Below are 25,560 nucleotides of genomic sequence, written 5' to 3'. Positions count from 1 at the left end.
CGTCGTCCCACGCGCTGGCCGCATATTAACCATATGGTCAGGAGGGTCGGCCGGGCTCGAACGTCACCGTTCTGTCCCAAACCCCGGCCCACGCACGGCCGTCGGGAGGCGCCCGTTCCCAGGGGAGGCGCCCGGCCGTCTCGCTGTCTCGCCGTCTCACGGAGGGACGCCCCCGGCCGGTCACTTCACGGCGCTGCCCGCCGTCCACTGCCGCCAGCCCATGTTCCAGCCGCCGAGCCCGTTGTCCGCGGCGACCGTGCGGTCCTTGCTGTGGACCACCTCGATGACATCGCCGACGAGGGTGCGGTCGAAGAACCAGCCCGCCGGGGTGTCCCCGCCGCCGCCCTTCACATCGCGCAGCCCGACACAGCCATGGCTCACATTGGTGCGGCCGAACACCGAGGGGTCGGCCCAGTAGTTGCCGTGCAGGAAGGTGCCGGACTCGGTCAGCCGCAGGGCGTGCGGCACGTCCGGGATGTCGTACTCGCTCTTGCCGTCGGACTTCTTGAAGCCGACCGAGGCGCCGTTCATCCGGGTCACCTCGTGCATCTCGGTGACGACCATCTTGCCGTTGTACGTGGTGGACTTCGGGCCGCCCGCGGTGACCGGGACGGTGGCGAGGAGTTCGCCGTCGCGGCGCACCTGGAGGGTGTGGGCCTCCGCGTCGACCACGGAGACCTGGCTGCGGCCGACGGTGAAGGCGAACGTCTTGTCCTGGAGCCCGTACACGCCCTTGGCGCCCTCCACGTCCCGCAGGCGCAGGTCGACGGTGATCCGGGTGCCGGGGGTCCAGTAGCGCTCGGGGCGGAAGTCGAGGCGGTCGGCGCCGAACCAGTGCGGGCGGATGTCGACCGGCGGGTCGGCGGTGACACGGACGGCCCGTTCGACCTCGGCGCGCCGGGTGATCTCCCGGTTGAAGGCCACGGAGACGATCATTCCGGTGCCGACCGTGGAGCGGTGCTCGGGGGCCACATAGCCGATGAACCGTTCGGCCGGGACACGGGTGGTGAAGGTGGTGTGCCGGGCGGAGCGGCGGCCGGAGTCGGCCACGGCGACCGCGTCCACGGTGTACCGCGCGGCCAGCGCGAGACGGGGCTCCTCCGGTGTCCAGCCGCGGCCGTCCGGGGTGAGCCGTCCGGGTACCTCGCTCTCCTCGGCGTCCTGGGACCGGACGACCCGGACCGACTCCAGGCGTCCCTCGCTCACCCGGACGGCGAGCGGCGACCCGGCCGCCACGTCCTTCGCCCGGTCGTCGGGGGTGATCCGGATGACGTCCTCGGGGGCCCGGGGCTTGCCGAGCATCTCGTCCATCGCGGAGCCGTCCGCGGTGCAGCCGGCCACCGTGGTCACCAGAACCGCGCAGGTCAGAAGGGAGGTCAGAACGGCCGTCGCGCGCCGCGGGCGCCCGTGTGCGTGCTTCACGAATGTGCACAACGAGCGGGCCCGCCCCGGGGAAACGTGAGTGCGAGGCACGCGCTGGGCAGAACAGGGGGAAGACCGGAGGACGCCGGGACCCCGGCCGTCCGTGCCGTGCCCCGAGCCGCGGGAGGCGCCGAGGTGTCCAGCGCAGCCGATCAGGAGGCGGTGGCGGAGCAGCCCGCCGCCGTGCAGCGACGGCCGCGGGCGGCCCGGCCCCGGCCGCCGGGCGTGCCGGTGCGGCCGGGCTCCCCGACACCGCTGGGCGCCCGCTTCCGGACCGGGGCGGACGGGGTCGCGGGCACCAACTTCGCGCTGTGGGCGGGCGGGGCGGAGGCGGTGGAGCTGTGCCTGTTCGACGCGGACGGCCGGGAGACCCGGGCGCCGCTGACCGAGCTGACCCATGAGATCTGGCACGGCTTCGTGCCGGGCGTGCTGCCGGGCCAGCGCTACGGCTACCGGGTGCACGGCCGCTGGGACCCCTGGACCGGCGCCCGCTGGAACCCGGCGAAGCTGCTGCTGGACCCGTACGCCCGTGCGGTGGACGGCGACTTCGCGCTGCCGCCCGAGGTGTACGGGCACGTCCGGGACTGGCCGCAGCAGCCGGTCGCCGACACCGTGCGCGACGAACGGGACTCGGCGCCGTACGTGCCGAAGGGGGTCGTCGTGCACGATGTCGACGACTGGGCGGACGACCGGCGGCCGAAGACGCCCTGGGCGGACTCGGTGATCTACGAGCTGCATGTCCGCGGCTTCACCCGGCGGCACCCGGACGTCCCCGAGGAGCTGCGCGGCACCTACGCCGGGCTCGCGCACCCGGCGGCGATCGCGCACCTGGTGGGGCTGGGCGTCACGGCGGTCGAGCTGCTGCCGGTGCACCAGTTCGCGCACGAGGACCATCTGCTGCGCCGGGGACTGACCAACTACTGGGGTTACAACTCCATCGGCTACTTCGCGCCGCACGCCGCCTACGCGGCCACCGGCACCGCCGGGCAGCAGGTCGGCGAGTTCAAGCGGATGGTGCGGGCGCTGCACGCGGCGGGCATCGAGGTGATCCTCGACGTGGTCTACAACCACACCGCGGAGGGCGGCGAGCTGGGCCCCACGCTGTCCCTCAAGGGCGTCGACAACCGCGGCTACTACCGGCTCCAGCCCGACGCCCGCCGCTACGCCGACTACACCGGCTGCGGCAACACCCTGCACGTGGTGCAGCCGCAGGTGCTGCGGCTGATCACCGACTCGCTGCGCTACTGGGTCACCGAGATGGGCGTCGACGGCTTCCGCTTCGACCTGGCGGCGGCGCTGGCCCGCTCGATGCACGACGTCGACATGCTCTCCCCGTTCCTCGCGGTGATCGCCCAGGACCCGGTGCTGCGCCGGGTGAAGCTGATCGCCGAACCGTGGGACGTGGGCTCCGGCGGCTACCAGGTGGGCGCGTTCCCGCCGCTGTGGACCGAGTGGAACGACCGCTACCGGGACACCGTCCGGGACTTCTGGCGGCACGCGCTGCCCGACGTCCGGGAGATGGGCTACCGGCTGTCCGGCTCCAGCGACCTCTACGCCTGGGGCGGGCGGCGGCCCTACGCCTCGGTCAACTTCGTGACCGCGCACGACGGTTTCACCCTGCGCGACCTGGTGTCCTACGAGCGCAAGCACAACGAGGCCAACGGCGAGGGCAACCGGGACGGCACCGACGACAACCGGTCCGCGAACCATGGCGCCGAGGGCGAGACCGACGACCCGGGCATCCGCGCCCTGCGCCGCCGCCAGCTCCGCAACCTCCTGACCACCCTGCTGCTGTCGACGGGCGTCCCGATGCTGGTCGCGGGCGACGAGCTGGGCCGCACCCAGGGCGGCAACAACAACGCGTACTGCCGGGACGACGAGACCGGCTGGCTGGACTGGAGCCTGCTGGACGACCCGGGCTGGCGGGCGCTGCACGCGCTGACCGCCCGGCTGATCGCGCTGCGCCATCGCCATCCGGTGCTGCGGCGGCGGGCGTTCTTCTCCGGGCGCGCCCACTCGGCGGACGGGCTGCGCGACCTGGCCTGGTTCACCGCGCGGGGCACGGAGATGACGGAGGAGGACTGGTACGCGCCCGCCGCCACGCTCGGCATGTATCTCTCCGGCCGGGACATCCCGGGCCGCGACGAGCGGGGCGCCCCGATCCTCGACGACAGCTTCCTCGCCGTGCTGCACGCGGGCGCGGACCCGGTGGAGGTCACCCTGCCGGGTCCGCCGTGGGCGGGGTCGTACGAGGTGGTGGTGGACACGGCGCGGGAGGAGCAGGACGCGGCACCGGGGCTGGTCCACACGGCGGGGACGACGGTCTTGGTGCCGGGGCGGTCGGTGCTGCTGCTGCGGGTGGCGGGGTAGGGGGTCGGCTGGCTGGTCCGCTAGCCGAGGATGCCGCGTTCGTAGGCCGCCGCGACCGCCGCCGCGCGGTCCTTCACTCCCAGCTTGGTGTAGAGGTGGGTGAGGTGGGTCTTGACGGTGGCCTCGCTGATGAACAGGGTGCGGGCGATCTCGCGGTTGGGGGTGCCCTTGGCGACCAGGGCGAGGACCTCGCGCTCCCGGGCCGAGAGCGGCTCGTTGCCGGGGGCGCGGACGGCGGAGACCAGCCGGGAGGCGACCGCCGGGGAGAGCACCGTACGGCCCTCGGCGCAGGCGCGGACCGCCGTGAACAGCTCCTCGCGGGGGGCGTCCTTGAGGAGGTAGCCGGTGGCGCCCGCCTCGATCGCGGGGAGGGTGTCGGAGTCCGTGTCGTAGGTGGTGAGGACGAGAATCTTGGCGCGGGCGGCGCGGCGGGTCAGCTCCGCGATGGCGGCGACCCCGCTGCCGCCCGGCATCCGCAGGTCCATCAGGACCACGTCGGGGTCCAGGGCGAGGGCCCGCTCGACCGCCTCGACGCCGTCGGCGGCCTCGCCGAGGACGGTGAAGCCGGGCGCGGAGTCGAACATGCCGCGCAGCCCGTCCCGGACGACGGGGTGGTCGTCCACGACGAGGAGAGTGATCGCGGGGGTCTCAGCGGGCGTGTTCATGGCGGACCAACGGTACGCGAGCCGACAGGGCGGTGCCCGCGCCCGGTTCGGTCTCGACGGCGAGGGACCCGGCGATGCGTTCGGCGCGGGCGCGCATACCGTCCAGGCCGAAGCCGCCGGTGCGGGTCCGGCCGGGCAGCGCGGCCGGGTCGAAGCCGCAGCCGTCGTCGCGGATGTCGAGGACGACCTCGTCGCCCATGTAGGAGAGGGTGACGCCGACCCGGGAGGGCGCGGCGTGCCGGGCGGCGTTGGACAGCGCCTCCTGGGCGATCCGCAGCAGGGTCGCGGACACCTCGTCGTGGAGCTGCTCGGCGGTGCCGGTGACGGTGAGCCCGGCCCGGACGCCGGTGCGTTCGCCCCACTCGGCGACGGTCTTCTCCAGCGCCGTCGGCAGTCCGTCCCCGGCGAGCGCGATGGGGGCGAGGTTGTGCACCGAGCGGCGGGCCTCGCCGAGGCTGTGCCGGGCGAGGTCGGCGGCCCGGGTCAGATGGGTGCGGGCCAGCTCGGGATCGGGGGTGCCCGCGACGACCTGGAGCTGGGCGATGATGCCGGTCAGGCCCTGGGCGATGGTGTCGTGGATCTCGGCGGCCAGTCGGCGCCGCTCGTCGGCGACCCCGGCCTCCCGGGCCTGCACCAGGAGCTGGTCGTGCAGGGCCCGGTTCTCGTCCAGGGCGCGGGTGAGGGCCGCGTTGGTGCGTTCCAGGGCGGCGATGGTGGCGGCGCGCTCCCGGGCGCGCTCCTCCTCCTTCTCCGAGATGTGCCCGATCACCAGGTAGAGCGCGGTGTTGGCGGTGATCAGCCCGGCGAGCACCACCGCGTGGGCGAGCCCGCGCAGCGGCAGCCCGCCGCCCTGGGCGAGGGAGACGCTGACGGCGGTGATGAACACGCCGAACTCCTGGGCGCGCCGCCCCTTGACCAGTTCGGCGACATCGAAGAAGCCGGTGGCGCCGACGAACCCGAAGAACGGGTTGAGCCAGATCAGGGCGAGCCCGAGGGCCCAGCGGACGACGAAGAACGCCGTGCCGAGCGGGGAGGGGGTGAGCGGGCGCCCGGCCTTCGCGGCGCGGGCGCGGGCCCGGTCGAAGCTCTCCTGGAGGACCACCGTGGTCACCACCAGCGCGCCGGCCGCCCAGCGTTCGGCGTGGCCCGGCATCAGCTCACCGGCGGTCGCGGCCGACATGACCGTGCCCACCAGGAGCAGTCCGTAGGGTCCCCAGCGGCGGAACTGCTCCCAGCGCAGCTCGATGTCCCGGTCGTTCACGGTCATGGGTCCAGTCTGCACGGGCGGTCGCCTACTCCCAGCGGAACCAGCGGACCGCCGCCGCCGACAGCACGACCGTCCAGGCGGCCATCACCAGCAGCGGCGGCCAGCCGGGCCAGTCACCGGCGGCGGCCTGGCCGAGCGCCTCGGAGGCGGCCCCGAACGGGGTGCACCGGACGATGTCGGCGAGCAGGTCCGGCATGGCCCGCAACGGCACCCACACACCCGCGCAGAACATCATCGGGAACAGCACCGACGTACCGATCGCGGTGGCGATCTTCAGATTGGGGGCGACGGCGGAGATCACGGCGCCCAGGGCGAGCGCGACCGCGACGGCGAACAGCAGGGCGAGCGCGTAACCGGCCGCCTGGCCGGGCAGCGCCACGTCGTACAGGAACCGGCCGAGGAGCAGGGGGATCAGCGCGGCGAGGACTCCGGCGAGGCCGTGCACCAGCATGTGCGAGGCGAGCAGCGCGGTGGGCCGTACGGGGGTGGCGGACATCCGGCGCAGGACGCCCTGTTCCCGGTAGGCGGTCAGCCCGGCCGGGAGGGTCTGCGTCCCGGAGACGATCACCCCGAGCAGGACGGCGACCGGGACATAGGTGTCGACCAGGCGCAGTCCGCCCAGGGAGTCCTGGTGCTCACGGAAGGCGGGGATGGCGCCGACGATGGCCAGCAGCAGCGGCGGGAAGGCGAGGATCCAGAAGAGCGCGCCGGGCTCGCGGGCGAACAGCCGGGCCTCGGTGCGCAGGACGGCCGTGTTCATGAGGTCTCCGTGAGGTCCAGGAAGGCGTCGTCGAGGGTGGCGTCGGTGACGCGGAGCTGATGGGCGGTGATCCGGCGGCGGGCGAGCAGGGTGAGCACGGCGTCGACGGTGGCGTCGGTGCCGGTGAGGGTGAGGCGGCCGTCGCGTTCCCCGGTGGCGGCCAGCGCGGGCAGGGCGGCCAGTTCGTCCGGGTCGAGCGGGGCGGACGGGGTGAAGCTGATGACCGTGCCCGCCGTGGAGCGGCGGATCAGTCCGCTCGGGGTGTCCAGGGCGGCGATCCGGCCCCGGTCGATCACCGCGAGCCGGTCGCAGAGCCGCTCGGCCTCCTCCATGAAGTGGGTGACCAGCAGCACGGTGACGCCCCGGTCGCGGATGTCCTCGATGAGCTGCCAGGTGTCCCGGCGGGCGCGCGGGTCGAGCCCGGTGGTCAGTTCGTCCAGGACGACGATCCGGGGGTCGCCGATCAGCGCGAGCGCGATGAACAGCCGCTGCTGCTGGCCGCCGCTGAGCTTGGCGAACGGCACGGTGAGCCGGTCGGTGAGGCCGAGGCGTTCGGCGAGCGGACGCCAGTCGGCGGGCTTCGGATAGAAGGACGCGTACAGCTCCAGGGCCTCGCGGACGGTCAGCTTGGCCTGGAGGCGGCTGGTCTGGAGCTGGGCGCCGAGCATCCGGGACACCTGGTCGTGCCGGGCCACCGGGTCGAGCCCGGCCACCCGGACCCGGCCGCCGTCGGGGATGCGCAGGCCCTCGACGCATTCGACGGTGGTGGTCTTCCCGGCCCCGTTCGGGCCGAGGATGCCGAAGATCTCGCCCTCCTCGACGGTGAAGGAGACACCGTCGACGACGGCCCGGCCGCCGTAGGACTTGCGCAGTTCGCTGACTTCGATGACGGACATGCCTTCAGCGTCGCGGCGGGGCGGTGCCCGGCACATCGGACGACCCGCTCGATGCGGCATCAGCCGATCGGTGGATGCGGGGTGGCCGATGGGTTGATGCGGCGCCACGACCATCGGGACGGACGGGTCCCGAGTGGTGAATCCGCAGGTCGTAGGTCCAGCGACGGAAATCGGCCCCCGGCGAAACTCACTGGGCAGTGTCAGTGGTGAACCGTAGGCTCGCTCCTGATGTCCACCACACACATATCCCCCGAGGAGCCGCGGAGCCGCTCCGCCGTGCGCAGTCTGCTGCGGCTGTGGCCCTTTGTCCGGCCCGTCCGGGCGCGGTTGTTCACCGCCGCCTTCGTCGCGATCCTCGCCTCCTGTGTCGGGCTGGTGATCCCGCTCGTCCTGAAGTGGCTGGTGGACGGTCCGGTCGCGGACCGGGACACATCGGGGGTGTGGCTGGGTGCGCTGTTCCTGCTGCTGCTCGGCATCGGGGAGGCGCTGCTGTTCGGGCTGCGGCGCTGGCTGGTGGCCCGTCCGCTGTCCCGGGTCGAGGCGGACATGCGGGCCGCGCTCTTCGGGCATCTCCAGCGGCTGCCGGTGGCGTTCCACGACCGCTGGGCGTCGGGACAGTTGCTGTCGCGGGGCACCACGGATCTGATGCTGCTGCGGATGTTCCTCGCCTTCCCGCTGACGTTCCTGCTGGTCAACGGGGTGACCATCCTGGTCGGCGTGATCATCATGCTGGCTCAGGACTGGCTGCTCGGGCTGGTGATCCTGGGGCCGGTGGTCCCGGTGATCGTGACATGCGTGCTGTTCGAGGAGCGGTACGCGCGGGTGGCGCGGCTCGCGCAGGACCAGGTCGGCGATCTGACGACGGTGGTCGAGGAGAGCGTCCTCGGCATCCGGATCATCAAGGGCTTCGGCCGCCACCGCAGCCAGGCGCGGGCGTTCCGGGACCTGTCGCGCACCCTGCGCGGCACGGAGCTGCGCAAGGCGCGGCTGCTGGCGGCGATCTGGGGCGTGATCATCACGCTGCCGGAGATCGCGATCGGCGCGGCGCTGGTGGTGGGTGTGGTCCAGGTCGCGGACGGGGTGCTGTCGGCGGGCACGCTGGTGGCGTTCCTGTCGACGGCGCTGGCGCTGCGCTGGCCGGTGGAGTCGATCGGCTTCCTGCTGGCGATGAGCCAGGAGGCGGCGACGGCGACGGAACGGTACTTCGAGGTGCTGGACGCGGCGCCGGAGACGGAGACGGCGACAGCTCTTCCCCAGGGTCCCCAGGGTCCCCCGGGCTCCAAGGACCCCGCCGCCGCGGGCCTGCGCTTCCACCACGTCACCTTCCGCTACCCCGACGCCCCGCCCGACTCCCCGCCCCTGCTCACCGGCATCGATCTGCACATCGCGCCCGGCGAGTCCATGGCGCTGGTCGGCGCGACCGGCAGCGGCAAGACCACGCTGACGGCGCTGGTCCCCCGGCTGCACGAGGTCACCGAGGGCCGGATCACCCTGGACGGCGCGGACATCACGGCGATGCCCCGCGAGGAGCTGCGGGCGGCGGTCGCCGTCGCCTTCGAGGAGCCCACGCTGTTCTCGGCGACGGTCGGGGAGAACGTGCTGATGGGCGCGGGCGGTCCGGCGGGCGACGCCGAGCTGGACCGGGCGCTGGCCGTCGCCCAGGCCGACTTCGCGCACGCCCTGCCCGAGGGCACCGGCACCGAGGTCGGCGAACAGGGTCTCAGCCTGTCCGGCGGCCAGCGGCAGCGCCTCGCGCTGGCCCGCGCGGTCGTCGGCCGGCCGCGCTTCCTGGTGCTGGACGACCCGCTGTCCGCGCTGGATGTGCACACCGAGGCGGCGGTGGAGGCGGCGCTGCGGCAGGTCCTCGCGGACACCACCGCCCTGATCGTGGCGCACCGCCCGTCGACGGTGCTGCTCGCCGACCGGGTGGCGCTGCTGTCCGGTGGCCGGATAGCGGCGGTCGGCACCCATCAGGAACTGCTGCGCAGCAACGCCGAGTACGCCCATCTGATGTCGGGCGCGGACACGGCACCCGCCGACGGACAGACCCCTGGGCCGGACCGCGCGAAAGCCACCGGACCGGCCCGCACGTCGAACGACGGACCGGCCCGCGCGAAGACCCCCGGACCGGACCTCACGAAGGACACCGGCGACAGCCTCGGCCACACCTCCGGGAAGGACGGACGACGATGACCGCCCCGCCGACGACCGGTGCCCCCACGGCCACCGAGGAGCCGGACCTCCTCCCCCGCCCCCACGACGACCCCGACGACGCCTTCGACCAGGACGTCCTGCCGTCCCCGCCGGGCGCCACGGGCCGTCTGCTGCGCTCGCTGCTGGCCCCCATGAAGGCCCGGGTCGCGCTCACCGTCGTCCTCCTGCTCATCGGACAGGCAGCGGTGCAGGCGGGCCCGCTGCTGGTGGCGTACGCCATCGACCGGGCCGTACCGGCGCTGCGGGAGGACGGGGACAAGGGGCCGCTGATCGCGGTGGGCGTCGGGTATCTGGTGTGCGCGCTGGCGTCCGGGCTGCTCCAGGCGGCGTTCATCAGGGCGGCGGCGCATGTCAACCAGAACGTCCTGCTGGAGCTGCGCGGCCGGATCTTCCGGCATGCCCAGGCGCTGAGCGTCGACTTCCATGAGCGCTACACCTCCGGGCGGCTGATCTCCCGTTCGACCACGGACGTGGAGTCGCTGCGCGAGCTGCTGGACGAGGGTCTTCAGGAGCTGGTGACGGTCGTCCTGTCGTTCGTGTACATCTCGGCGATGCTGCTCTGGCTGGATCTGGGGCTCGGCGCGGTGGCGGTGCTGTCGTTCGTGCCGCTGTACGGGCTGGTGCGGATGTATCTGCGGCGGGCGGGCCGGATCTACCGGGTCCGGTCGACGGCCATCGCGTCGGTGATCGTGAAGTTCGTGGAGACCATGAACGGGATACGCCCGGTGCGCGCGTTCCGCCGGGAGGCGGCGAACGAGGCGGACTTCCGGGTGCTGAACCGGCACCACGAGCGCGCCAACGGGGACGCGCTGCTGGAGATGGCCCGCTATGTGGTGGGCTCCCGGCTGATCGCCAACACGGCGGTCGCGGGGATCGTGCTGTGGGGCGCGTACCGGGTCGCGGACGGCGGTCTCGAACTGGGTGTGCTGGCGGCGGCGGTGCTGTATCTGCGCCGGCTGTACGACCCGATCGACCGGCTCGGGATGTTCCTGAACTCGTACCAGTCGGCGGCGGCGTCGCTGGAGAAGATCGCCGGGCTGCTGGCGCAGACCCCGTCGGTGCCGGAGGCGGAGCGGCCCCGTCCGCTGCCGCCGCTGGAGCCGTCCGGGCAGCCGGGCCGTGAGGTGGTGTTCGAGTCGGTCCGTTTCGCGTACCGCACGGGCGGTGAGGTGCTGCCCCGGTTCGATCTGACGCTCCCGGCCGGGCAGACGGTCGCGGTGGTGGGCACGACCGGCGCGGGCAAGTCGACACTCGCCAAGCTGCTGGCCCGGTTCTACGACCCGAGCGAGGGCCGGGTGCTGCTGGACGGGGTGGATCTGCGGGAGCTGACGGTGCCGGAGCTGCGGCGCGGGGTGGTGATGGTGACGCAGGAGGCGTTCCTGTTCTCCGGCACGGTCGCCGAGAACATCGCCATCGGCCGCCCGGACGCCTCACGCGCGGAGATCGAGGAGGCGGCGAAGGCGATCGGCGCGCACGCCTTCATCAGCGCGCTGCCGGACGGCTACGACACGGACGTCCGCAAGCGCGGCGGGCGGATCTCGGCCGGGCAGCGGCAACTGGTCGCGTTCGCACGGGCGTTGCTAGCCGACCCGGCGGTGCTCATCCTGGACGAGGCGACCAGTTCGCTGGACGTGCCCGGGGAGCGGGCGGTGCAGCGGGCGATGGCCACGGTGCTCAAGGGCCGGACGGCGGTGGTGATCGCGCACCGGCTGTCCACGGTGGAGATCGCCGACCGGGTGCTGGTGATGGAGCACGGCAGGGTGGTGGAGGACGGCAGTCCGGCCGAGCTGATCGCGGGCGCGGGCCGGTTCGCCGACCTGCACCGGGCATGGCGGGACAGTCTGGCATGACGACGGGGAGGGCCTATGCGGGCGTACGCGGCGGCGGAGGCGGCCGGGCTGACGGTGCTGGTCCCGGCCACGCTGTGGAACCTGGCCGCGATCCTGGCGCAGGGCACGGCGATCGTGCTGGCGGTGCGGGCGCGGCGGCGGGACCCGGCGGACGAGGGCTGGAACCCGTTCGGTCCGCGCTTCCCGCTCGCGGTGGCGGCGGCGATCGCCGGTTTCACCACCGCGACACTGCTGACGGGCCGGTTCTCGCTGGGCGCCGCCGCGTTCGGGGTGCTGTGGCCGGCGGCGGCGGGCGTGGCCGCGGCGGAGGTGGCGGCGCGCCGGATGCCGCCCTGGCCGCGCTGGCCGGGCCCGCTGTTCGCGGCGGCGGGCGCGCTGCTCTTCGGCCTGGCCCTGTCGACGGGCGAGGACTGACCGCCCGCGACGCGACCCACCAGAACGGCACCCCCCGGAACGGCACCTCATGATCGACGCGTACGGCGACCCCGGCACTCCCGACTCCCGTGGCCCCGCCCGCTATCTGTGGTGGCTGGTGCGCAGCCAGCCGGGCCGGGCAGCGGCCGGTTCGCTGCTGGCCAGCGTGTGGATGGTGCTGCTGGCGGCGACCCCGTTCCTGATGGCGCGGGCGGTCGACCGGGGGCTGGCCCGGGACGACTATCCGGCGCTGGTGGCCTGGAGCGCGGCCCTGTTCGGGGTGGGTGTGCTGAACGCCTGGCTGAGCATCATGCGGCACCGCACGATGACCCGGGTCCGGATGGACGCGCACTTCCGCACGGTCAAGGTGGTGGTGGACCACTCGGCGCGGCTCGGTTCGCGCCTGGGCCCGCAGACCGGGGCGGGCGAGGTGACGACGATCGGCGTCGGCGACGTACAGACCATCGCGACGGCGCTGACGGTGGTGGGCCCCGGGGTCGGCGCGGTCGTGGCGTACGGGGTGGTGGCGGCCCTGCTGCTGTCGGTGTCGCCGCAGCTCGCCGGGGTGGTGCTGCTGGGCGTACCGCTGGTGGTGGTGCTGGTGGGCCCGCTGATGCGGCGGCTCCAGGGCAGGGAGACGGAGTACCGGGAGGTGCAGGGTCTGCTGACGGCCAGGATCAGCGATCTGGCGGGCGGACTGCGGGTGCTGAACGGCCTCGGTGGCAAGGCGCTGTTCGCGGAGTCGTTCCGGGCGGACTCCCGGCGGCTGCGGGACCAGGGCTACCGGGTCGGCCAGGTCACGAGCTGGATGCAGGCGCTGGGCGTCGGTCTGCCGACGGTGTTCCTGGGCGTGGTGAGCTGGCTGGCGGCCCGGTCGGCGGCGCGCGGCGAGATCACGCCGGGCGAACTGGTCGCGGTGTACGGCTATGTGGCGGTGCTGGTGATCCCGATGGCGTTCCTGGTGGAGTGCGGGCATCAGATCAGCCGGGCGGTGGTGGCGGCGGACCGGGTCGTACGGTTCCTGCGGCTGCGCCCCGCCGAGGACACGGGCACGCGCCCCGCGCCCGCCGAGCCATCCGCCCTGCACGACCCGGAGTCCGGCGTACGGGTCCTCCCCGGCCGTCTGACGGCCCTGGCGGCGGACCGCCCGGCGGACGCGACCGCCATCCTGGACCGCCTGTCCCGGCACACGGAGTCGGCGGCGACCTGGGGCGGCATACGCCTGGACGAGATCCCACTGTCCGAGGTCCGTTCCCGCATCCTCCTGGCCGACCACGAGGCCCACCTGTTCGCGGGCACGCTGCGGGAGGCGGTGGGCGCCGACGGAGACGCGGCCCTACGCGAAGCAATACGTTCCGCGGCAGCCGACGACGTGGTCCAGTCCCTCCCCGAGGGCCCGGACTCCCTCCTGGACGCGCAGGCCCGCAACCTCTCCGGCGGCCAGCGCCAACGCGTCCGCCTGGTCCGCGCGCTGCTGGCCGACCCCGAGATCCTGCTAGCCGTGGAACCGACGTCCGCGCTGGACGCCCACACGGAGGCAACGGTGGCATCCCGCCTACGCGAGACGCGCGAGGGCCGCACGACCCTCCTGACCACCACATCCCCCCTGGTCCTGGCGGAGGCGGACACGGTGATCCACGTAAAGAACGGCAAGGCGACAGCCGCAGCCCCCCACACCGACCTCCTACGAACGAACCCGGCCTACCGCGCTTTGGTGTCCCGAGACACAGAGGACCAGGACCGATGACGGAGAAGCGTGGCGCCCCTCAGCGGCGCGGGGAGCGGCGCGCATCCCAGGGGCGCGGGGAACTGCGCAAAAAGAAGACGCCGCCCAACTGCTCACCCACAGCAGAACAACCCGGCCAAGAGGGGCGCGGGGAACTGCGCAAAACAGAAACGCCGCCCAACTGCTCACCCCGCGCACGGCAACCCCGCTCAGAGGGGCGCGGGGAACTGCGCGACCAGCCACAACCCACCCGCACAGAACCCCCCACCCCCACCCTCCCCACAGCCACCCCACCCCAGATCCGCAAAGCGACCCGCGCCCTCATCCGCGCAGACCTCCCCCTCTTCACCACCACCCTCACCCTCAACTCCCTCGCCGCGCTCGCCGCCCTCACCGGCCCCTACCTACTCGGCCGCCTGATAGACGAGATCCGCACCGGCACCACCCTCACCACCGTCGACCGCCTAGCGCTAGGCATCCTCCTAGCCGCCCTCACCCAACTCCTCCTCTCCCGCTGGGCCCGCTACACAGCCCACCGCTTCGGCGAACGCACCATCGCCAGAGTCCGCGAACGCTATGTGGACCGCGTCCTGGCCCTCCCCGCCTCCACAGTGGAACGCGCGGGCACAGGCGACCTCACAGCCCGCGGCACCGCGGACGTCACCGCCGTGGGCAACACCCTCCGCGACGCCGCCCCCGACCTCTTCGTCAACGGCGTCCAGGCCCTGTTCCTCCTGGTCGCCGTCTTCACCCTGGACCCCCTCTTCGGCGCACTCGGCATCTTCTGCCTGACCCCGATCGTCCTGGTCCTGCGCTGGTACCTCCGCCGCGCGCGCACCGCGTACCTCGCGGAGGGCGCGGCCACCTCGGAGGTCGCCGAGGTGATCGCGGCGACGGCGTCCGGCGCCCGCACGGTGGACGCGTTCGGCCTGGCGCGGGAGCGCACCGCGGTGAGCCGGGCCCGCCTGGACACGGCCCGCCGCACCCGCCTGTACACCCTGCGGCTGCGCTCGGTGTTCTTCCCGGTGGTGGAGACGTCGTACGTGCTCCCCGTGACCGGCGTCCTCCTGATCGGCGGCGCGCTGCACGCGAACGGCACGATGACCCTCGGCGCGGTGGTGACGGCGGCGCTGTACCTCCAGCAGCTCAGCGGCCCGCTGGACGAGATCCTGGTCCGGGTGGAGCAGCTCCAGAGCAGCGGGGCGTCGTTCGCCCGGGTGGAGGGCCTGGCCCAGTCCCCCGGTACGACCCGCGAGGGCTCGGCGACCCCGACCGGCGACCTGATCGACGTACGAGGCGCCCGCTACGCCTACGACCGCGGCGGCGAGGTCCTACGCGGGGTCGATCTGACGGTCCGCCCGGGTGAACGACTGGCCGTGGTGGGCCCATCGGGCGCGGGCAAGACCACGCTGAGCCGCCTCCTCGCGGGCGTGGACGCGCCGAGCGCGGGCTCGGTGACGGTGGGCGGGGTACCGGTGTCCGCGCTGGACCCGGAACAGCTCCGCCGCCAGGTGGTGCTGGTGACGCAGGAGCACCATGTGTTCCTGGGGTCGGTCCGGGACAACCTGCGGATCGCGGACCCGGCGGCGACGGACGCGCGGATGTGGTCGGCGCTGGAGGCGGTCGGCGCGGCGGAGTGGGTACGGGAGCTGCCGGACGGTCTGGACACTCCGGCGGACGGGACGGCGGACGGTTCGCGCGCCCAGCAACTGGCGCTGGCCCGGGTGGTACTGGCCGATCCGCACACCTTGATCCTGGACGAGGCGACGGCGCTGCTGGACCCGACGACGGCCCGGCAGACCGAGCGCGCCCTCGCGGCGGTGCTGAAGGGCCGTACGGTGATCGCGATCGCGCACCGGCTGCACACCGCGCACGACGCGGACCGGGTGGCGGTGATGGAGGGCGGCAGACTCTCGGAGCTGGGCACACACGACGAACTGGTGGCGGCGGGCGGCGCGTACGCACGCCTGTGGTCGACCTGGCACGGCGATCCGGCCACGTCCACGGACGTCGACCCCGACGAGCGAATTGACCCATCCTTGAACGCCTCTTGAGCCCCCGTTGATCGCTTCTTGGGCGCCGCGCTCCCCTGGCACGGAGAGACAGCCCGTCGAGATCGCCTCCGTATATCGAACGTGAACTCCTGCCCAACGAACGAATTCCGGCCAACCTTTTGACACGCCCCTGACAAGAGATGGCCTTCAGTGCCACCCTTCCCAAAGCCCCTCACGGCAGCCCCACGCACCCCGCCGCGAGCATCAAGGGCCGTACGCATCTGGTGTCCCGTTCTGCCCGGACGGCCCCCCTGGCCGCCCGGTCCCCCCTGGCCGACACGTTCTCCGGCCACGCAGAAGGAGTCAGTGTTGAGCAGTACTTCCTCCCACAGACCCGTCCCCCACACCCCCCGCCGCCGTCGCCGTGCCGGTGCCGTCGCCCTCGTCGGGGTCGCCGCCTTCCTGGCCGCGGCCGTGCAGTCCGGCGCCGCGACCGCCAGCCCCGGCCAGGCTCCCGCCGCGCCGGTCACCGCGGCGGACCCGGGCGCCCTGCCCGCCGACCTCACCCCCGCGCAGCGCACCGCGCTGATCCGGGACGCCGACGCCGACAAGGCCGCCACCGCGGCCGAACTCGGCCTGGGCGCCAAGGAGAAGCTGGTCGTCCGGGACGTGGTCAAGGACCGGGACGGCACCGTGCACACCCGCTACGAGCGGACGTACGGCGGGCTGCCGGTGCTCGGCGGTGACCTGGTGGTCGCCACGGCGAAGGACGGCACCACCGAGGGGACGGTCAAGGCGACCCGCGCCAAGATCGAGGTCGCCTCGCTGACCCCGACCCTCGCCGCGTCCAAGGCCGAGAGCCAGGCGCTCGCCGAGGCCAAGGCGGAGAAGGCGAAGAGCCCGGCGGTCGAGAACGCGCCGCGCAAGGTGATCTGGGCGGCGGACGGCAAGCCGACGCTGGCGTACGAAACCGTGGTCGGCGGTCTCCAGCACGACGGCACTCCGCAGGAGCTGCATGTCGTGACGGACGCGAAGACCGGGGAGAAGCTGTACGAGTGGCAGGCGGTGCACAACGGCACCGGCAACACCCAGTACAGCGGCTCGGTGCCGCTGACGACGACCCAGTCCGGGACGACGTACAACCTCACGGACGGGGCGCGCGGCAACCACCGCACGTACAACCTGAACCGGGGTTCGTCGGGCACCGGCACGCTGTTCTCGGGCCCGGACGACGTCTGGGGCAACGGGGCTGCCTCCAACCTGGAGACGGCCGGCGCGGACGCCCACTTCGGCGCGGCGCTGACCTGGGACTACTACAAGAACGTGCACGGCCGTAACGGCATCAGGGGCGACGGGGTCGGCGCGTACTCCCGGGTCCACTACGGCAACAACTACATCAACGCGTTCTGGTCGGACAGCTGCTTCTGCATGACGTACGGCGACGGCGCGGGCAACGCGAAGCCGCTGACGTCGATCGATGTGGCGGGTCATGAGATGACCCACGGTCTGACGTCGGCGACGGCGGGCCTGATCTACAGCGGCGAGTCCGGCGGGCTGAACGAGGCGACGTCCGACATCTTCGGTTCGACGGTGGAGTTCTACGCGAACAACGCGTCGGACGTCGGTGACTACCTCATCGGCGAGAAGATCGACATCAACGGCAACGGGACGCCGCTGCGGTACATGGACAAGCCGAGCAAGGACGGCTCGTCCAAGGACAGCTGGTACTCGGGCATCGGCTCGATCGACGTGCACTACTCGTCGGGCCCCGCGAACCACTTCTTCTACCTCCTCAGCGAGGGCAGCGGCACGAAGGTGATCAACGGTGTCACCTACAACTCGGCGACGTCGGACGGTCTGCCGGTGACCGGCATAGGCCGGGCGAAGGCGGAGCAGATCTGGTTCAAGGCGCTGACGACGAAGTTCACGACGACGACGAACTACGCGGCGGCGCGTACGGGCACGCTGGCGGTGGCGAGCGAGCTGTACGGCGGGACGACGTCGGCGGAGTACAAGGCGGTCCAGGACGCGTGGGCGGGTGTCGCGGTCGGCACGCGCTCGGGCGGCAACCCGCCCGGGGGCGGCACGTCGTTCGAGTCGGGCACGGACGTGGCGATCCCGGACAACGGGGCTGCGGTCAACTCGGCGATCACGGTGACGGGCCGGACGGGCAACGCCCCGGCGGCACTGCCGGTGGAGGTGGACATCGTCCACACGTGGCGCGGTGACCTGGTGGTCGACCTGGTGGCTCCGGACGGTACGGCGTACCGGCTGAAGAACTCCAGCGGTTCGGACTCGGCGGACAATGTCCAGGAGACGTTCACGGTGGACGCGTCGTCGGAGACCGCGAACGGCACGTGGCAGTTGCGGGCCCAGGATGTGGCGGGCCAGGACACGGGCTACATCAACAACTGGAAGCTGACGTTCCCGTAGGGGACGCGAGGTTTCTGACCTGACATCGGCCCCGCCGCGCCCCTCCGGGGGTGCGGCGGGGCTGAGCCGTGTCAGGAGGACGTGAACTCTCCACGCTTGACACCTTGGAGGAAGGAAGAGAAGGCGTGGAGGGGGAGGGGGAGAACGGGGCCGGTGGGGTTCTTGGAGTCCCGGACGAGGACGGCGAGGTCTTGGGCGACCTCGACGCACTGACCGCCGTTGGCGCTGTACGAGGACTTGAAGAACTCCGGATCACTCACCGCACCTCTCCGCCCTTCAGGCCCTCCACGAACAAGGCGAAGGAGCTGACGGGGAAGCCGAGCACGGGACCGGCCGGGTTCTTGGAGTCCCGAACCGGTACGACACCGTCGGATGCGGCGAGGTTGGTGGCGATCTCGATGCACTGACCGCCGTGCTCGCTGTAGGTGGACTTGAACCAGAGCGGGGTTTCGGTCGTCACGATCTGCCCTTTCGAAGCTGTTCGATCATGGCCACAGAGGCTGCTTGGGAGAGCGCCTCAGCCTGTAGCTGATGGTAGGCCGTCAGGGTCGGCAATACGAACGCACTTTCCCTTTCCAGATGCCCACGCTGGGACGACTCCGCGTAGCACAACAGAGTCCGGTCCGGTTGGGTCAGGACGATCACCGGCAGGGTGAACGGCCGCCGGGCGCCCATGTCGAACGGGGCCACCTGCAACACGCTGTTCGGCAGGCGTGCGAACTCCACAAGACGTGCGAGTTGCGCGTCCATGGTGTCGCGATCGCCGATGGGCCGAAGCAAGCAGCTTTCATCCAGCACCACCAGGATCAGCGGAGGGGGGTTCCGTACCAACGAGTCTTGCCGTGCGGCAACGGTCCGGACATGTTCCTCAGCCTGCTCGGGCGTGGACGCTCCACGCATTGCGTCGCTGTCGGCAAGTGTCTTCGCGTACTCCGGAGTCTGGAGCAGACCCGGTATCACCCCGACTTCGTACAGCCGAATCTCCGCCGCCTGCCGCTCATGCCTGAGGTACTCCGGAAACCCCTCCAGTAACGCGGTCTGGCGGATTGCCAGGCACTGCCGCTGGAGGCTGTCGCCTGTCCCGAAGGCTCTGTCAGCACTTGCCGCCAGGCGAGGAGTTGGAGATCGCCGACCAGTTTCCACCGCAGAAATATGCGTCCCGGAGAACCCCGTTCGCACACCCAGCTCGTCCTGCGTCCACCCCCTCTCGTCCCGCAACCTGCGTAAACGTTCGCCGAACGCTGCGGCCGGTGAAGCCTCAGGCTTCAGCTCTTTTCGATTCAACGCCTCTCACCCAACTCTCCGTGCAAATGGTGCAAGTTGAGGACTTGCCGACAGTAGGACACGCTGGCCGCCCTGAGTAGTGACACCACTACGGAGAGGAGCGGCGGCGATGGCACAGAACGTTCCCACAGATGGCCAGGTAACCGCACGCATTCCAGAAATCGGCGCGATCATGCTGGACACCGCTCGCGACCGCATCGGCGAATTCCGAGGAGTCGCCGGCCCCTACTGGTTTCTGCGCCCCATGCGCGGCGGAATCGAATGGGAGGCGAATCCCGAACACGTCCGCCCCGCAACCCCCGCCGAACGCCTCCACGCCGAAACCGCCCGCGCCAATGCCCGCAGCCGGGGCTCATTACTGTGATCGGCGTCGACAAACACACCGACTTCTTCGCCGAAGTCCGCGCCGACGGAATGGTTTACGGCACCGGACGCCGACTGCCGTACATCCTCCACACCACCCGCAGCTTCTCCCCCGTACTCGCTCTCCGCTGGCTCCGGGGCGAAGCCCTCTGGGTCGCTGATCGGATCGACCCCGATCCCCACCGATCCGTCTGGATGGGGCCCGCCCTGCGCGCCGCCCCCACTCCGATGCCCGACTGCCCCGGTGAGCTGCGCCTCTGGGCCAACGACCCCGCCGCTCAACAGCACGCCCGCGAGCAACTCAACGCCGCTCAAGCCCTGTTGATCGCCTTCGCCGACCTCGACTGCACGTACACCCTCTCCATCCACCCCCTGTCTGGAGGCAGCCCCCCATGGACCGCGCGATGGAGCAACGGAAGGCCGCCGCCCTGGCCGACCGCGCACAGATCATCGCCCGCTACCGCGCCTTCGAACCCCTCATCCGCATCGCCGACACCTACCGCGTATCCCCGAGCTGGCTACGCGACCGGCTAGACGCCTGGGGCGAGCCCCGCCGCCCCCGCTACACCGCCCACCTGCACAGAAGGGCCGCCGGGCATGTCTTCCGGGGGCGGGCCGTCACCCCGCGCACTACCGACGAGATCCGCGCCGCCCAGGCCGAGTTCATCCGGCGCCGGGACGACGTGATTGGCCGATACCAGCGCGGCGCGTCCGTCACCTCACTGGCCCGGGAGTTCAAGGTCAGCCCCACCTGGGTCGGCGAACGCCTCGACGCCTGGGACGTCCCCCGCCGCAACCGCCCCCCGACCTAGGGCCCTACGCTGGGCCCATGTCCTTCACGTACGAGGATGTCGGCGCCACCCGTGACCCCGGCTTCTGCCCGCCCGGCTTTCACCGGCTGCACGTCCGCACCCGGATAGGAGAAGGGCACGCGCTCTTCCGGCGGGCCGCCGAGGCCGTCGGTGGCTGGGAAATGCACCGCGCGATGGGCGTCGGCATCGACGCCGGAGCCGAACAGGCCGCGCCGGACGTCGATGTCACCGTCATCCTCGCCGGGGTGATCAAAGCGCCCTGCCGGATCGTCTGGACCGTGGACGAACCCCGCCGCTCCGGCTGGGCCTACGGCACGCTCGCCGGGCACCCCGAATGCGGCGAGGAGGCGTTCGTCGTGGAGCGCACCGGAGACGGCACCGTATGGCTGACCGTCTCCGCCTTCAGCCGCCCCGCCAAGTGGTACGCCAAGGCCGCCGGGCCCGCCACGCGCGGGCTCCAGCACGCCTACGCGCGGCGCGCCGGAGCCACCCTCCGCCGTCTGTGCGCCCCTGTCGACGGCGCTACCTGAGCAGTACCCCCGCGCCCTCTCCGATGTCGTCCGACGCCACCGCCACCAGGCCCGGTTCAGCCGGTGACGCCAGCAGCCGGTGCGCCGGGAGCACCCGGACCGTATAGCCGAACGGTCCCGTCCGGTCGAGCGTGAGCGGACCCTCGTACGACCACCGCCCCTCCGTGTCCGGCCCGGATACCGGCTTCAGCGGGACCGTCGACGCGTCGGCGATCCGGTCGTCGGTGTCCACCCGGCCCGACACCGCCTGCACCTCCACGTCCTCCGGACGCAGGTCACCCAGCGCGACCCGGACGCGGAGCGAGACCGCCGTACCCAGTTCCGCCATACCCGTCGCCGCCGATGTCTCCACGTGGTCCACCCACACCGACGGCCACGCCCACCGCACCCGGGACTTCCACGCCGCCAGCTCCCCGGCCTGCTCCGGGCCCAGCGTCCGATGGGCGCGCGCGGCGGGCGCGTACAGCCGCTCCACGTACTCCCGCACCATCCGCCCCGCGAGCACCTTCGGGCCGAGCCGGGTCAGCGTGCGGCGGACCATCTCGATCCAGCGGTCCGGCAACCCCGCCCCGCCCCGCTCGTAGAAGCGGGGTGTGACCCGCTGCTCCAGCAGCTCGTACAGCGCCGCCGCCTCGATGTCGTCCCGCCGGTCCGTGTCCGTCGCCGTACCGTCCGCCGTGGGGATCGCCCAGCCGAAGTCCGGCTCGAACCATTCGTCCCACCAGCCGTCCAGCACCGACAGATTCAGACAGCCGTTGAGCGCCGCCTTCATCCCCGACGTGCCGCACGCCTCCAGCGGGCGCAGCGGGTTGTTCAGCCAGATGTCACAGCCCGGGTAGAGCTTCTGCGCCATCGCCATGCCGTAGTCCGGCAGGAACACGATCCGGTGGCGGACCTTCGGGTCGTCCGCGAACCGCACCAGCTCCTGGATCAGCCGCTTCCCCCCGTCGTCCGCCGGATGCGCCTTCCCGGCGACCACGATCTGCACCGGCCGCTCCGGGTGCAGCAGCAACTGCGTCAACCGCTCCTTGTCCCGCAGCATCAGCGTCAGCCGCTTGTACGACGGGACGCGGCGGGCGAAACCGATGGTCAGGACAGACGGGTCGAGCACCGAGTCGATCCAGCCCAGCTCCGCCGAGCCCGCCCCGCGCTGCCGCCACGACACCCGCAGCCGGTCCCGCACCTCGTCCACCAGACGCGCCCGGAGTGTGCGGCGCAGCGCCCACAGGTCCGCGTCCGGGAGTCCCGCGGCGGCGTCCCAGCGTTCCGTGCCCGGCTCCCCGGCCGCCGGATCGGCGTCCTCCGCCAGCCGCAGCACCTCCGGCGCCACCCATGTCGGCGCGTGCACCCCGTTCGTCACGGACGTGATCGGCACCTCCTCGGCGTCGAATCCCGGCCACAGCCCGCTGAACATCTCCCGGCTCACCTGGCCGTGCAGCAACGACACGCCGTTGGCCCGCTGTGCCAGCCGCAGCCCCATCGCCGCCATGTTGAACAGATGCGGCTCACCGCCCGGATAGTCCTCCCGGCCGAGCCGCAGAATCCGGTCCACCTCGATCCCGGGCAGCTCGGCGGCGGCACCGAAGTGCCGGGCCACCAACTCCCGGTCGAAGCGGTCGATCCCCGCCGGGACCGGCGTGTGCGTGGTGAACACCGTCCCGGCCCGCACCGCCTCCAGCGCCGCGTCGAACCCGAGCCCCGTCCCGCACAGCTCGCTGATCCGCTCCAGGCCGAGGAACCCGGCATGTCCCTCGTTGGTGTGGAACACCTCGGGCGCCGCGTGCCCCGTCAGCCGGCAGTACGTCCGTACCGCCCGGACACCTCCTATGCCGAGGAGCATCTCCTGGAGCAGCCGGTGCTCGCTGCCGCCCCCGTACAGCCGGTCGGTCACCCCGCGCTCCCCGAGGTCGTTCTCCTCGACGTCGGAGTCCAGCAGGAGCAGCGGGACCCGGCCGACCTGTGCGAGCCAGATCCGCGCCCGCAGGAACCGGCCACCGGGCAGCGCCAGCGTCACCTGCGCCGGAGTGTCGTCGGGCTCCTTGAGCTGGATCAGCGGCAGCTCGTGCGGGTCGAGCACCGGGTAGTGCTCCTGCTGCCAGCCGTCCCCGGACAGCGTCTGCCGGAAGTAGCCGTGCCGGTAGAGCAGCCCCACCCCGATCAGCGGGACCCCCAGATCGCTGGCCGCCTTCAGATGGTCCCCGGCGAGGATGCCGAGCCCCCCGGAGTACTGGGGCAGCGCGGCCGTGATACCGAACTCGGGCGAGAAGTAGGCCACGGCGGACGGCAGGTCGGCGTCCTGCGCCTGGTACCAGCGGTCGCCCTCGGTGTACGCGCGCAGATCGGCGGCCGCGGCGGTCAGCCGGGCCAGGAAGCCGGGGTCGGCCGCCAGCTCCGTAAGACGTGCGGGGGCCACACTGCCCAGCAGCCTTATCGGATCGCCGTCCGAGGCGGTCCAGCGCCCCGGGTCGACGGACTGGAACAGCTCACAGGTCTCGGGATGCCAGGACCAGCGCAGATTTCGCGCCAGGTCGCTCAGCGGCTGGAGGGGTTCGGGGAGAACGGGTCGGACGGTGAATCGACGGATCGCCTTCACACTCCACCTCGGCGCTTCGCTGGATGACCGGTCATTCGGGTCGACGTCGGTTGAAAAGGTACGTCGTTCAAAAAGGTACTGGCGCGTCCATGCCGTCGCCGGGGCTACGCCCTTGTGGGCTCTTGATTCAGCCTGAACGGCCCTCGTTTCCCGACCCGGCGGCCCTCTTCTGCCGGTATGGCCGGTTCTGCTCCCCTCGGCCACCTTGTGACACTTCGGCACGCACGAGAGGCTGCCCACGGAGCGGAGAAGGAGAACCACGGAGACGCACCAGAGGGAGAACCAGTGCCTTGCCCGTCCCCCGCCGGGCATACGCGTGAGGAGTCGGCCGCATGAGGAGTTAACACAGCACCGGGCTTCCCACCCGACCCAGGTGGGAAGGTTTCTGCGGTACGCCCCGCAGCCACCTCCCGCCGAACCGTCCCCTCCACAGCCCTCGGCCCACCCTCGTTGACGCGGACAGGAGCGGTGATGCCCCGCACGCACGACTCGTCGGCCCCCTCGACCCCCTCGACCCCCAACGCCCCCCTTCCCCCGGCCGCCGTCGGCCGTATCCCCGTTCTCGACGTCCGGCCCTGCGTCCTGCGTGGGCTGCGTCCCGCGAAGGCCGTGACCGGCGAGTCCTTCGAGGTCACCGCCACCGTGTTCCGCGAGGGCCATGACGCCGTCGCCGCAAACGTGGTCCTGGCCGACCCTTCGGGCCGCCCGGGTCCGTGGACGCCGATGCGGGAACTCGCCCCCGGCACCGACCGCTGGGGCGCCACCGTCACGCCGGACGCCGAGGGCCGCTGGACCTACTGGGTCGAGGCATGGAGCGACCCGATCGGCACCTGGCGCCACCACGCCGGGATCAAGATCCCCGCCGGTATCGACACCGCGCTGGTCCTGGAGGAGGGCGCCCGGCTGTACGAACGGGCGGCGAAGAGTGTCCCGAAGGGCACGGCCCGGACCGCCGTACGCAAGGCGGCCACGGCACTGCGGGACGAGTCGCGGCCCGCGTCGGCCCGGCTGGCACTGGCATCGACGCCGGAGGTGGAGGCGGTCCTCGCCCGGCATCCCCTGCGGGACCTGGTCACCGCGTCCGAGCCCCTGCCCCTCCTCGTGGAGCGGGAGCGGGCGTTGTTCGGGTCCTGGTACGAGTTCTTCCCCCGCTCGGAGGGCACTGCCGAGGTACCGCACGGGACGTTCGCGACCGCCGCCCGCCGTCTGCCCGCGATCGCCGCGATGGGCTTCGACGTCGTCTACCTCCCCCCGATCCACCCCATCGGGACGACCCACCGCAAGGGCCCCAACAACACCCTCGCCGCCGGACCGGAGGACGTAGGCGTCCCCTGGGCGATCGGCTCACCCGAGGGCGGTCACGACGCGATCCACCCGGCGCTCGGCACGCTGGAGGACTTCACCCGCTTCGTCGCCACCGCCCGCGAACTCGGCCTGGAGACCGCCCTCGACTTCGCCCTCCAGTGCTCCCCCGACCACCCCTGGGTCGACAAACACCCCGAGTGGTTTAACCACCGCACCGACGGCACCATCGCCTACGCCGAGAACCCGCCCAAGAAGTACCAGGACATCTACCCGATCGCCTTCGACGCCGACCTCGACGGACTCGTCACCGAGACCGTCCGCGTCCTGCGCCACTGGATGAGCACCGGGGTCCGCATCTTCCGCGTCGACAACCCCCACACCAAACCCGTCCTGTTCTGGGAACGGGTCATCGGCCTCATCAACACCACCGACCCCGACGTCATCTTCCTCGCCGAAGCCTTCACCCGCCCCGCGATGATGCACACCCTCGCCCAGGCCGGATTCCAGCAGTCCTACACGTACTTCACCTGGCGCAACTCGAAAGCCGAACTCACCGAGTACCTGACGGAACTCTCCGGCGAGACCGCCTCCTACATGCGGCCCAACTTCTTCGCCAACACCCCCGACATCCTGCACGCCTACCTCCAGCACGGACACCGCCC

20 protein-coding genes are annotated in these 25,560 nt (G+C 72.1%); 11 read left to right on the top strand and 9 right to left on the bottom strand.

The genetic code is table 11. The annotated features are described in order from the left end of the window. Positions 1-180: 180 nt before the first annotated feature. The gene (locus AB0D49_RS18750) at positions 181-1,422 is read right to left on the bottom strand and encodes an Ig-like domain-containing protein (protein WP_362758447.1); all 1,242 of its coding nucleotides are present in this window, start codon (positions 1,420-1,422) and stop codon (positions 181-183) included. Between the two features lie 135 nt (positions 1,423-1,557). Here AB0D49_RS18750 and glgX point away from each other — a divergent pair, with 135 nt between their 5' ends. Further along, positions 1,558-3,792, top strand: a complete 2,235-nt coding sequence (gene glgX, locus AB0D49_RS18745; protein ID WP_362758445.1) for a glycogen debranching protein GlgX — start codon at positions 1,558-1,560, stop codon at positions 3,790-3,792. A 20-nt stretch (positions 3,793-3,812) separates the two neighbouring features. Here glgX and AB0D49_RS18740 read toward each other — a convergent pair whose 3' ends face one another. Genes AB0D49_RS18740 through AB0D49_RS18725 form a run of 4 tightly spaced genes read right to left on the bottom strand, consistent with a single transcriptional unit; the run spans position 3,813 to position 7,380 of the window. Further along, positions 3,813-4,457 (bottom strand): response regulator transcription factor, encoded by a 645-nt coding sequence (locus AB0D49_RS18740; RefSeq protein ID WP_362758443.1) that lies wholly within the window; start codon positions 4,455-4,457, stop codon positions 3,813-3,815. Beyond that, a complete protein-coding gene (locus AB0D49_RS18735; protein WP_362758441.1) occupies positions 4,441-5,724 on the bottom strand; it encodes a sensor histidine kinase in 1,284 nt (427 codons plus the stop codon). Before AB0D49_RS18735 ends, AB0D49_RS18740 begins: the two co-directional genes overlap by 17 nt. A 25-nt stretch (positions 5,725-5,749) precedes the next feature. Then, positions 5,750-6,484, bottom strand: a complete 735-nt coding sequence (locus AB0D49_RS18730) for an ABC transporter permease (RefSeq protein WP_362758439.1) — start codon at positions 6,482-6,484, stop codon at positions 5,750-5,752. Then, the gene (locus AB0D49_RS18725) at positions 6,481-7,380 is read right to left on the bottom strand and encodes an ABC transporter ATP-binding protein (protein WP_362758437.1); all 900 of its coding nucleotides are present in this window, start codon (positions 7,378-7,380) and stop codon (positions 6,481-6,483) included. Before AB0D49_RS18725 ends, AB0D49_RS18730 begins: the two co-directional genes overlap by 4 nt. A gap of 228 nt (positions 7,381-7,608) precedes the next feature. Between AB0D49_RS18725 and AB0D49_RS18720 the strand changes: the two genes are divergently transcribed. From AB0D49_RS18720 to AB0D49_RS18695, 6 genes are all read left to right on the top strand, one after another. Next, the gene (locus AB0D49_RS18720; protein ID WP_362758435.1) at positions 7,609-9,573 is read left to right on the top strand and encodes an ABC transporter ATP-binding protein; all 1,965 of its coding nucleotides are present in this window, start codon (positions 7,609-7,611) and stop codon (positions 9,571-9,573) included. Then, positions 9,570-11,444 carry an ABC transporter ATP-binding protein gene (locus AB0D49_RS18715; RefSeq protein WP_362758433.1) on the top strand — a complete coding sequence of 625 codons (1,875 nt, stop codon included), beginning with the start codon at positions 9,570-9,572 and terminating at the stop codon, positions 11,442-11,444. Before AB0D49_RS18720 ends, AB0D49_RS18715 begins: the two co-directional genes overlap by 4 nt. Before the next feature lie 15 nt (positions 11,445-11,459). Beyond that, positions 11,460-11,858 (top strand): hypothetical protein, encoded by a 399-nt coding sequence (locus tag AB0D49_RS18710; RefSeq protein WP_362758431.1) that lies wholly within the window; start codon positions 11,460-11,462, stop codon positions 11,856-11,858. Positions 11,859-11,907: 49 nt separating this feature from the next. Then, the gene (locus tag AB0D49_RS18705) at positions 11,908-13,605 is read left to right on the top strand and encodes an ABC transporter ATP-binding protein (RefSeq protein WP_362758430.1); all 1,698 of its coding nucleotides are present in this window, start codon (positions 11,908-11,910) and stop codon (positions 13,603-13,605) included. Further along, positions 13,602-15,638 (top strand): ABC transporter ATP-binding protein, encoded by a 2,037-nt coding sequence (locus AB0D49_RS18700; RefSeq protein WP_362758428.1) that lies wholly within the window; start codon positions 13,602-13,604, stop codon positions 15,636-15,638. The genes AB0D49_RS18705 and AB0D49_RS18700 overlap by 4 nt, the downstream gene beginning before the upstream one ends. A gap of 309 nt (positions 15,639-15,947) precedes the next feature. Next, positions 15,948-18,011, top strand: a complete 2,064-nt coding sequence (locus tag AB0D49_RS18695) for a M4 family metallopeptidase (protein ID WP_362758426.1) — start codon at positions 15,948-15,950, stop codon at positions 18,009-18,011. Positions 18,012-18,082: 71 nt separating this feature from the next. Here AB0D49_RS18695 and AB0D49_RS18690 read toward each other — a convergent pair whose 3' ends face one another. The 3 genes from AB0D49_RS18690 to AB0D49_RS18680 are packed head-to-tail and all read right to left on the bottom strand — an operon-like array spanning position 18,083 to position 19,295. Beyond that, positions 18,083-18,271 (bottom strand): DUF397 domain-containing protein, encoded by a 189-nt coding sequence (locus AB0D49_RS18690; protein ID WP_362758424.1) that lies wholly within the window; start codon positions 18,269-18,271, stop codon positions 18,083-18,085. Further along, positions 18,268-18,471, bottom strand: coding sequence for a DUF397 domain-containing protein (locus tag AB0D49_RS18685; RefSeq protein ID WP_362758422.1), 204 nt, complete (start codon positions 18,469-18,471; stop codon positions 18,268-18,270). Before AB0D49_RS18685 ends, AB0D49_RS18690 begins: the two co-directional genes overlap by 4 nt. Next, positions 18,468-19,295 carry a helix-turn-helix transcriptional regulator gene (locus tag AB0D49_RS18680; RefSeq protein WP_362758420.1) on the bottom strand — a complete coding sequence of 276 codons (828 nt, stop codon included), beginning with the start codon at positions 19,293-19,295 and terminating at the stop codon, positions 18,468-18,470. Before AB0D49_RS18680 ends, AB0D49_RS18685 begins: the two co-directional genes overlap by 4 nt. Before the next feature lie 109 nt (positions 19,296-19,404). Between AB0D49_RS18680 and AB0D49_RS18675 the strand changes: the two genes are divergently transcribed. From AB0D49_RS18675 to AB0D49_RS18665, 3 genes are all read left to right on the top strand, one after another. Continuing rightward, positions 19,405-19,659, top strand: coding sequence for a hypothetical protein (locus tag AB0D49_RS18675; RefSeq protein ID WP_362758418.1), 255 nt, complete (start codon positions 19,405-19,407; stop codon positions 19,657-19,659). Positions 19,660-20,062: 403 nt separating this feature from the next. Continuing rightward, complete coding sequence (locus AB0D49_RS18670; protein WP_362758416.1) at positions 20,063-20,470, top strand: hypothetical protein; 408 nt, start codon at positions 20,063-20,065, stop codon at positions 20,468-20,470. 17 nt (positions 20,471-20,487) lie between these two features. After that, complete coding sequence (locus AB0D49_RS18665) at positions 20,488-21,000, top strand: DUF1990 domain-containing protein (RefSeq protein ID WP_362758414.1); 513 nt, start codon at positions 20,488-20,490, stop codon at positions 20,998-21,000. On the opposite strand, the gene glgP is transcribed toward AB0D49_RS18665, so the two are convergent. Next, positions 20,993-23,593 carry an alpha-glucan family phosphorylase gene (gene glgP / locus AB0D49_RS18660; RefSeq protein WP_362758412.1) on the bottom strand — a complete coding sequence of 867 codons (2,601 nt, stop codon included), beginning with the start codon at positions 23,591-23,593 and terminating at the stop codon, positions 20,993-20,995. The two genes, AB0D49_RS18665 and glgP, sit on opposite strands and share 8 nt — an antisense overlap. A 471-nt stretch (positions 23,594-24,064) precedes the next feature. On the opposite strand from glgP, the gene AB0D49_RS18655 reads away from it, so the two are divergent. Beyond that, positions 24,065-25,560: maltotransferase domain-containing protein (locus AB0D49_RS18655; RefSeq protein ID WP_362758410.1), on the top strand; the 1,496-nt coding region annotated here is incomplete at its 3' end.

Source organism: Streptomyces sp. NPDC048290, from assembly GCF_040652095.1.
GTDB lineage: Bacteria > Actinomycetota > Actinomycetes > Streptomycetales > Streptomycetaceae > Streptomyces.
Note: the sequence above shows the minus strand (reverse complement) of the source record. Positions and strands in the feature narration are given on the sequence as shown.

Excerpts from the sequence above, each read along its gene's own strand:
- AB0D49_RS18740 (WP_362758443.1), bottom strand. The coding sequence starts at position 4,457 with ATGAACACGCCCGCTGAGACCCCCGCGATCACTCTCCTCGTCGTGGAC.
- AB0D49_RS18735 (WP_362758441.1), bottom strand. The coding sequence starts at position 5,724 with ATGACCGTGAACGACCGGGACATCGAGCTGCGCTGGGAGCAGTTCCGC.
- AB0D49_RS18730 (WP_362758439.1), bottom strand. The coding sequence starts at position 6,484 with ATGAACACGGCCGTCCTGCGCACCGAGGCCCGGCTGTTCGCCCGCGAG.
- AB0D49_RS18725 (WP_362758437.1), bottom strand. The coding sequence starts at position 7,380 with ATGTCCGTCATCGAAGTCAGCGAACTGCGCAAGTCCTACGGCGGCCGG.
- AB0D49_RS18720 (WP_362758435.1), top strand. The coding sequence starts at position 7,609 with ATGTCCACCACACACATATCCCCCGAGGAGCCGCGGAGCCGCTCCGCC.
- AB0D49_RS18715 (WP_362758433.1), top strand. The coding sequence starts at position 9,570 with ATGACCGCCCCGCCGACGACCGGTGCCCCCACGGCCACCGAGGAGCCG.
- AB0D49_RS18710 (WP_362758431.1), top strand. The coding sequence starts at position 11,460 with ATGCGGGCGTACGCGGCGGCGGAGGCGGCCGGGCTGACGGTGCTGGTC.
- AB0D49_RS18705 (WP_362758430.1), top strand. The coding sequence starts at position 11,908 with ATGATCGACGCGTACGGCGACCCCGGCACTCCCGACTCCCGTGGCCCC.
- AB0D49_RS18700 (WP_362758428.1), top strand. The coding sequence starts at position 13,602 with ATGACGGAGAAGCGTGGCGCCCCTCAGCGGCGCGGGGAGCGGCGCGCA.
- AB0D49_RS18675 (WP_362758418.1), top strand. The coding sequence starts at position 19,405 with ATGGCACAGAACGTTCCCACAGATGGCCAGGTAACCGCACGCATTCCA.
- AB0D49_RS18670 (WP_362758416.1), top strand. The coding sequence starts at position 20,063 with ATGGAGCAACGGAAGGCCGCCGCCCTGGCCGACCGCGCACAGATCATC.
- AB0D49_RS18665 (WP_362758414.1), top strand. The coding sequence starts at position 20,488 with ATGTCCTTCACGTACGAGGATGTCGGCGCCACCCGTGACCCCGGCTTC.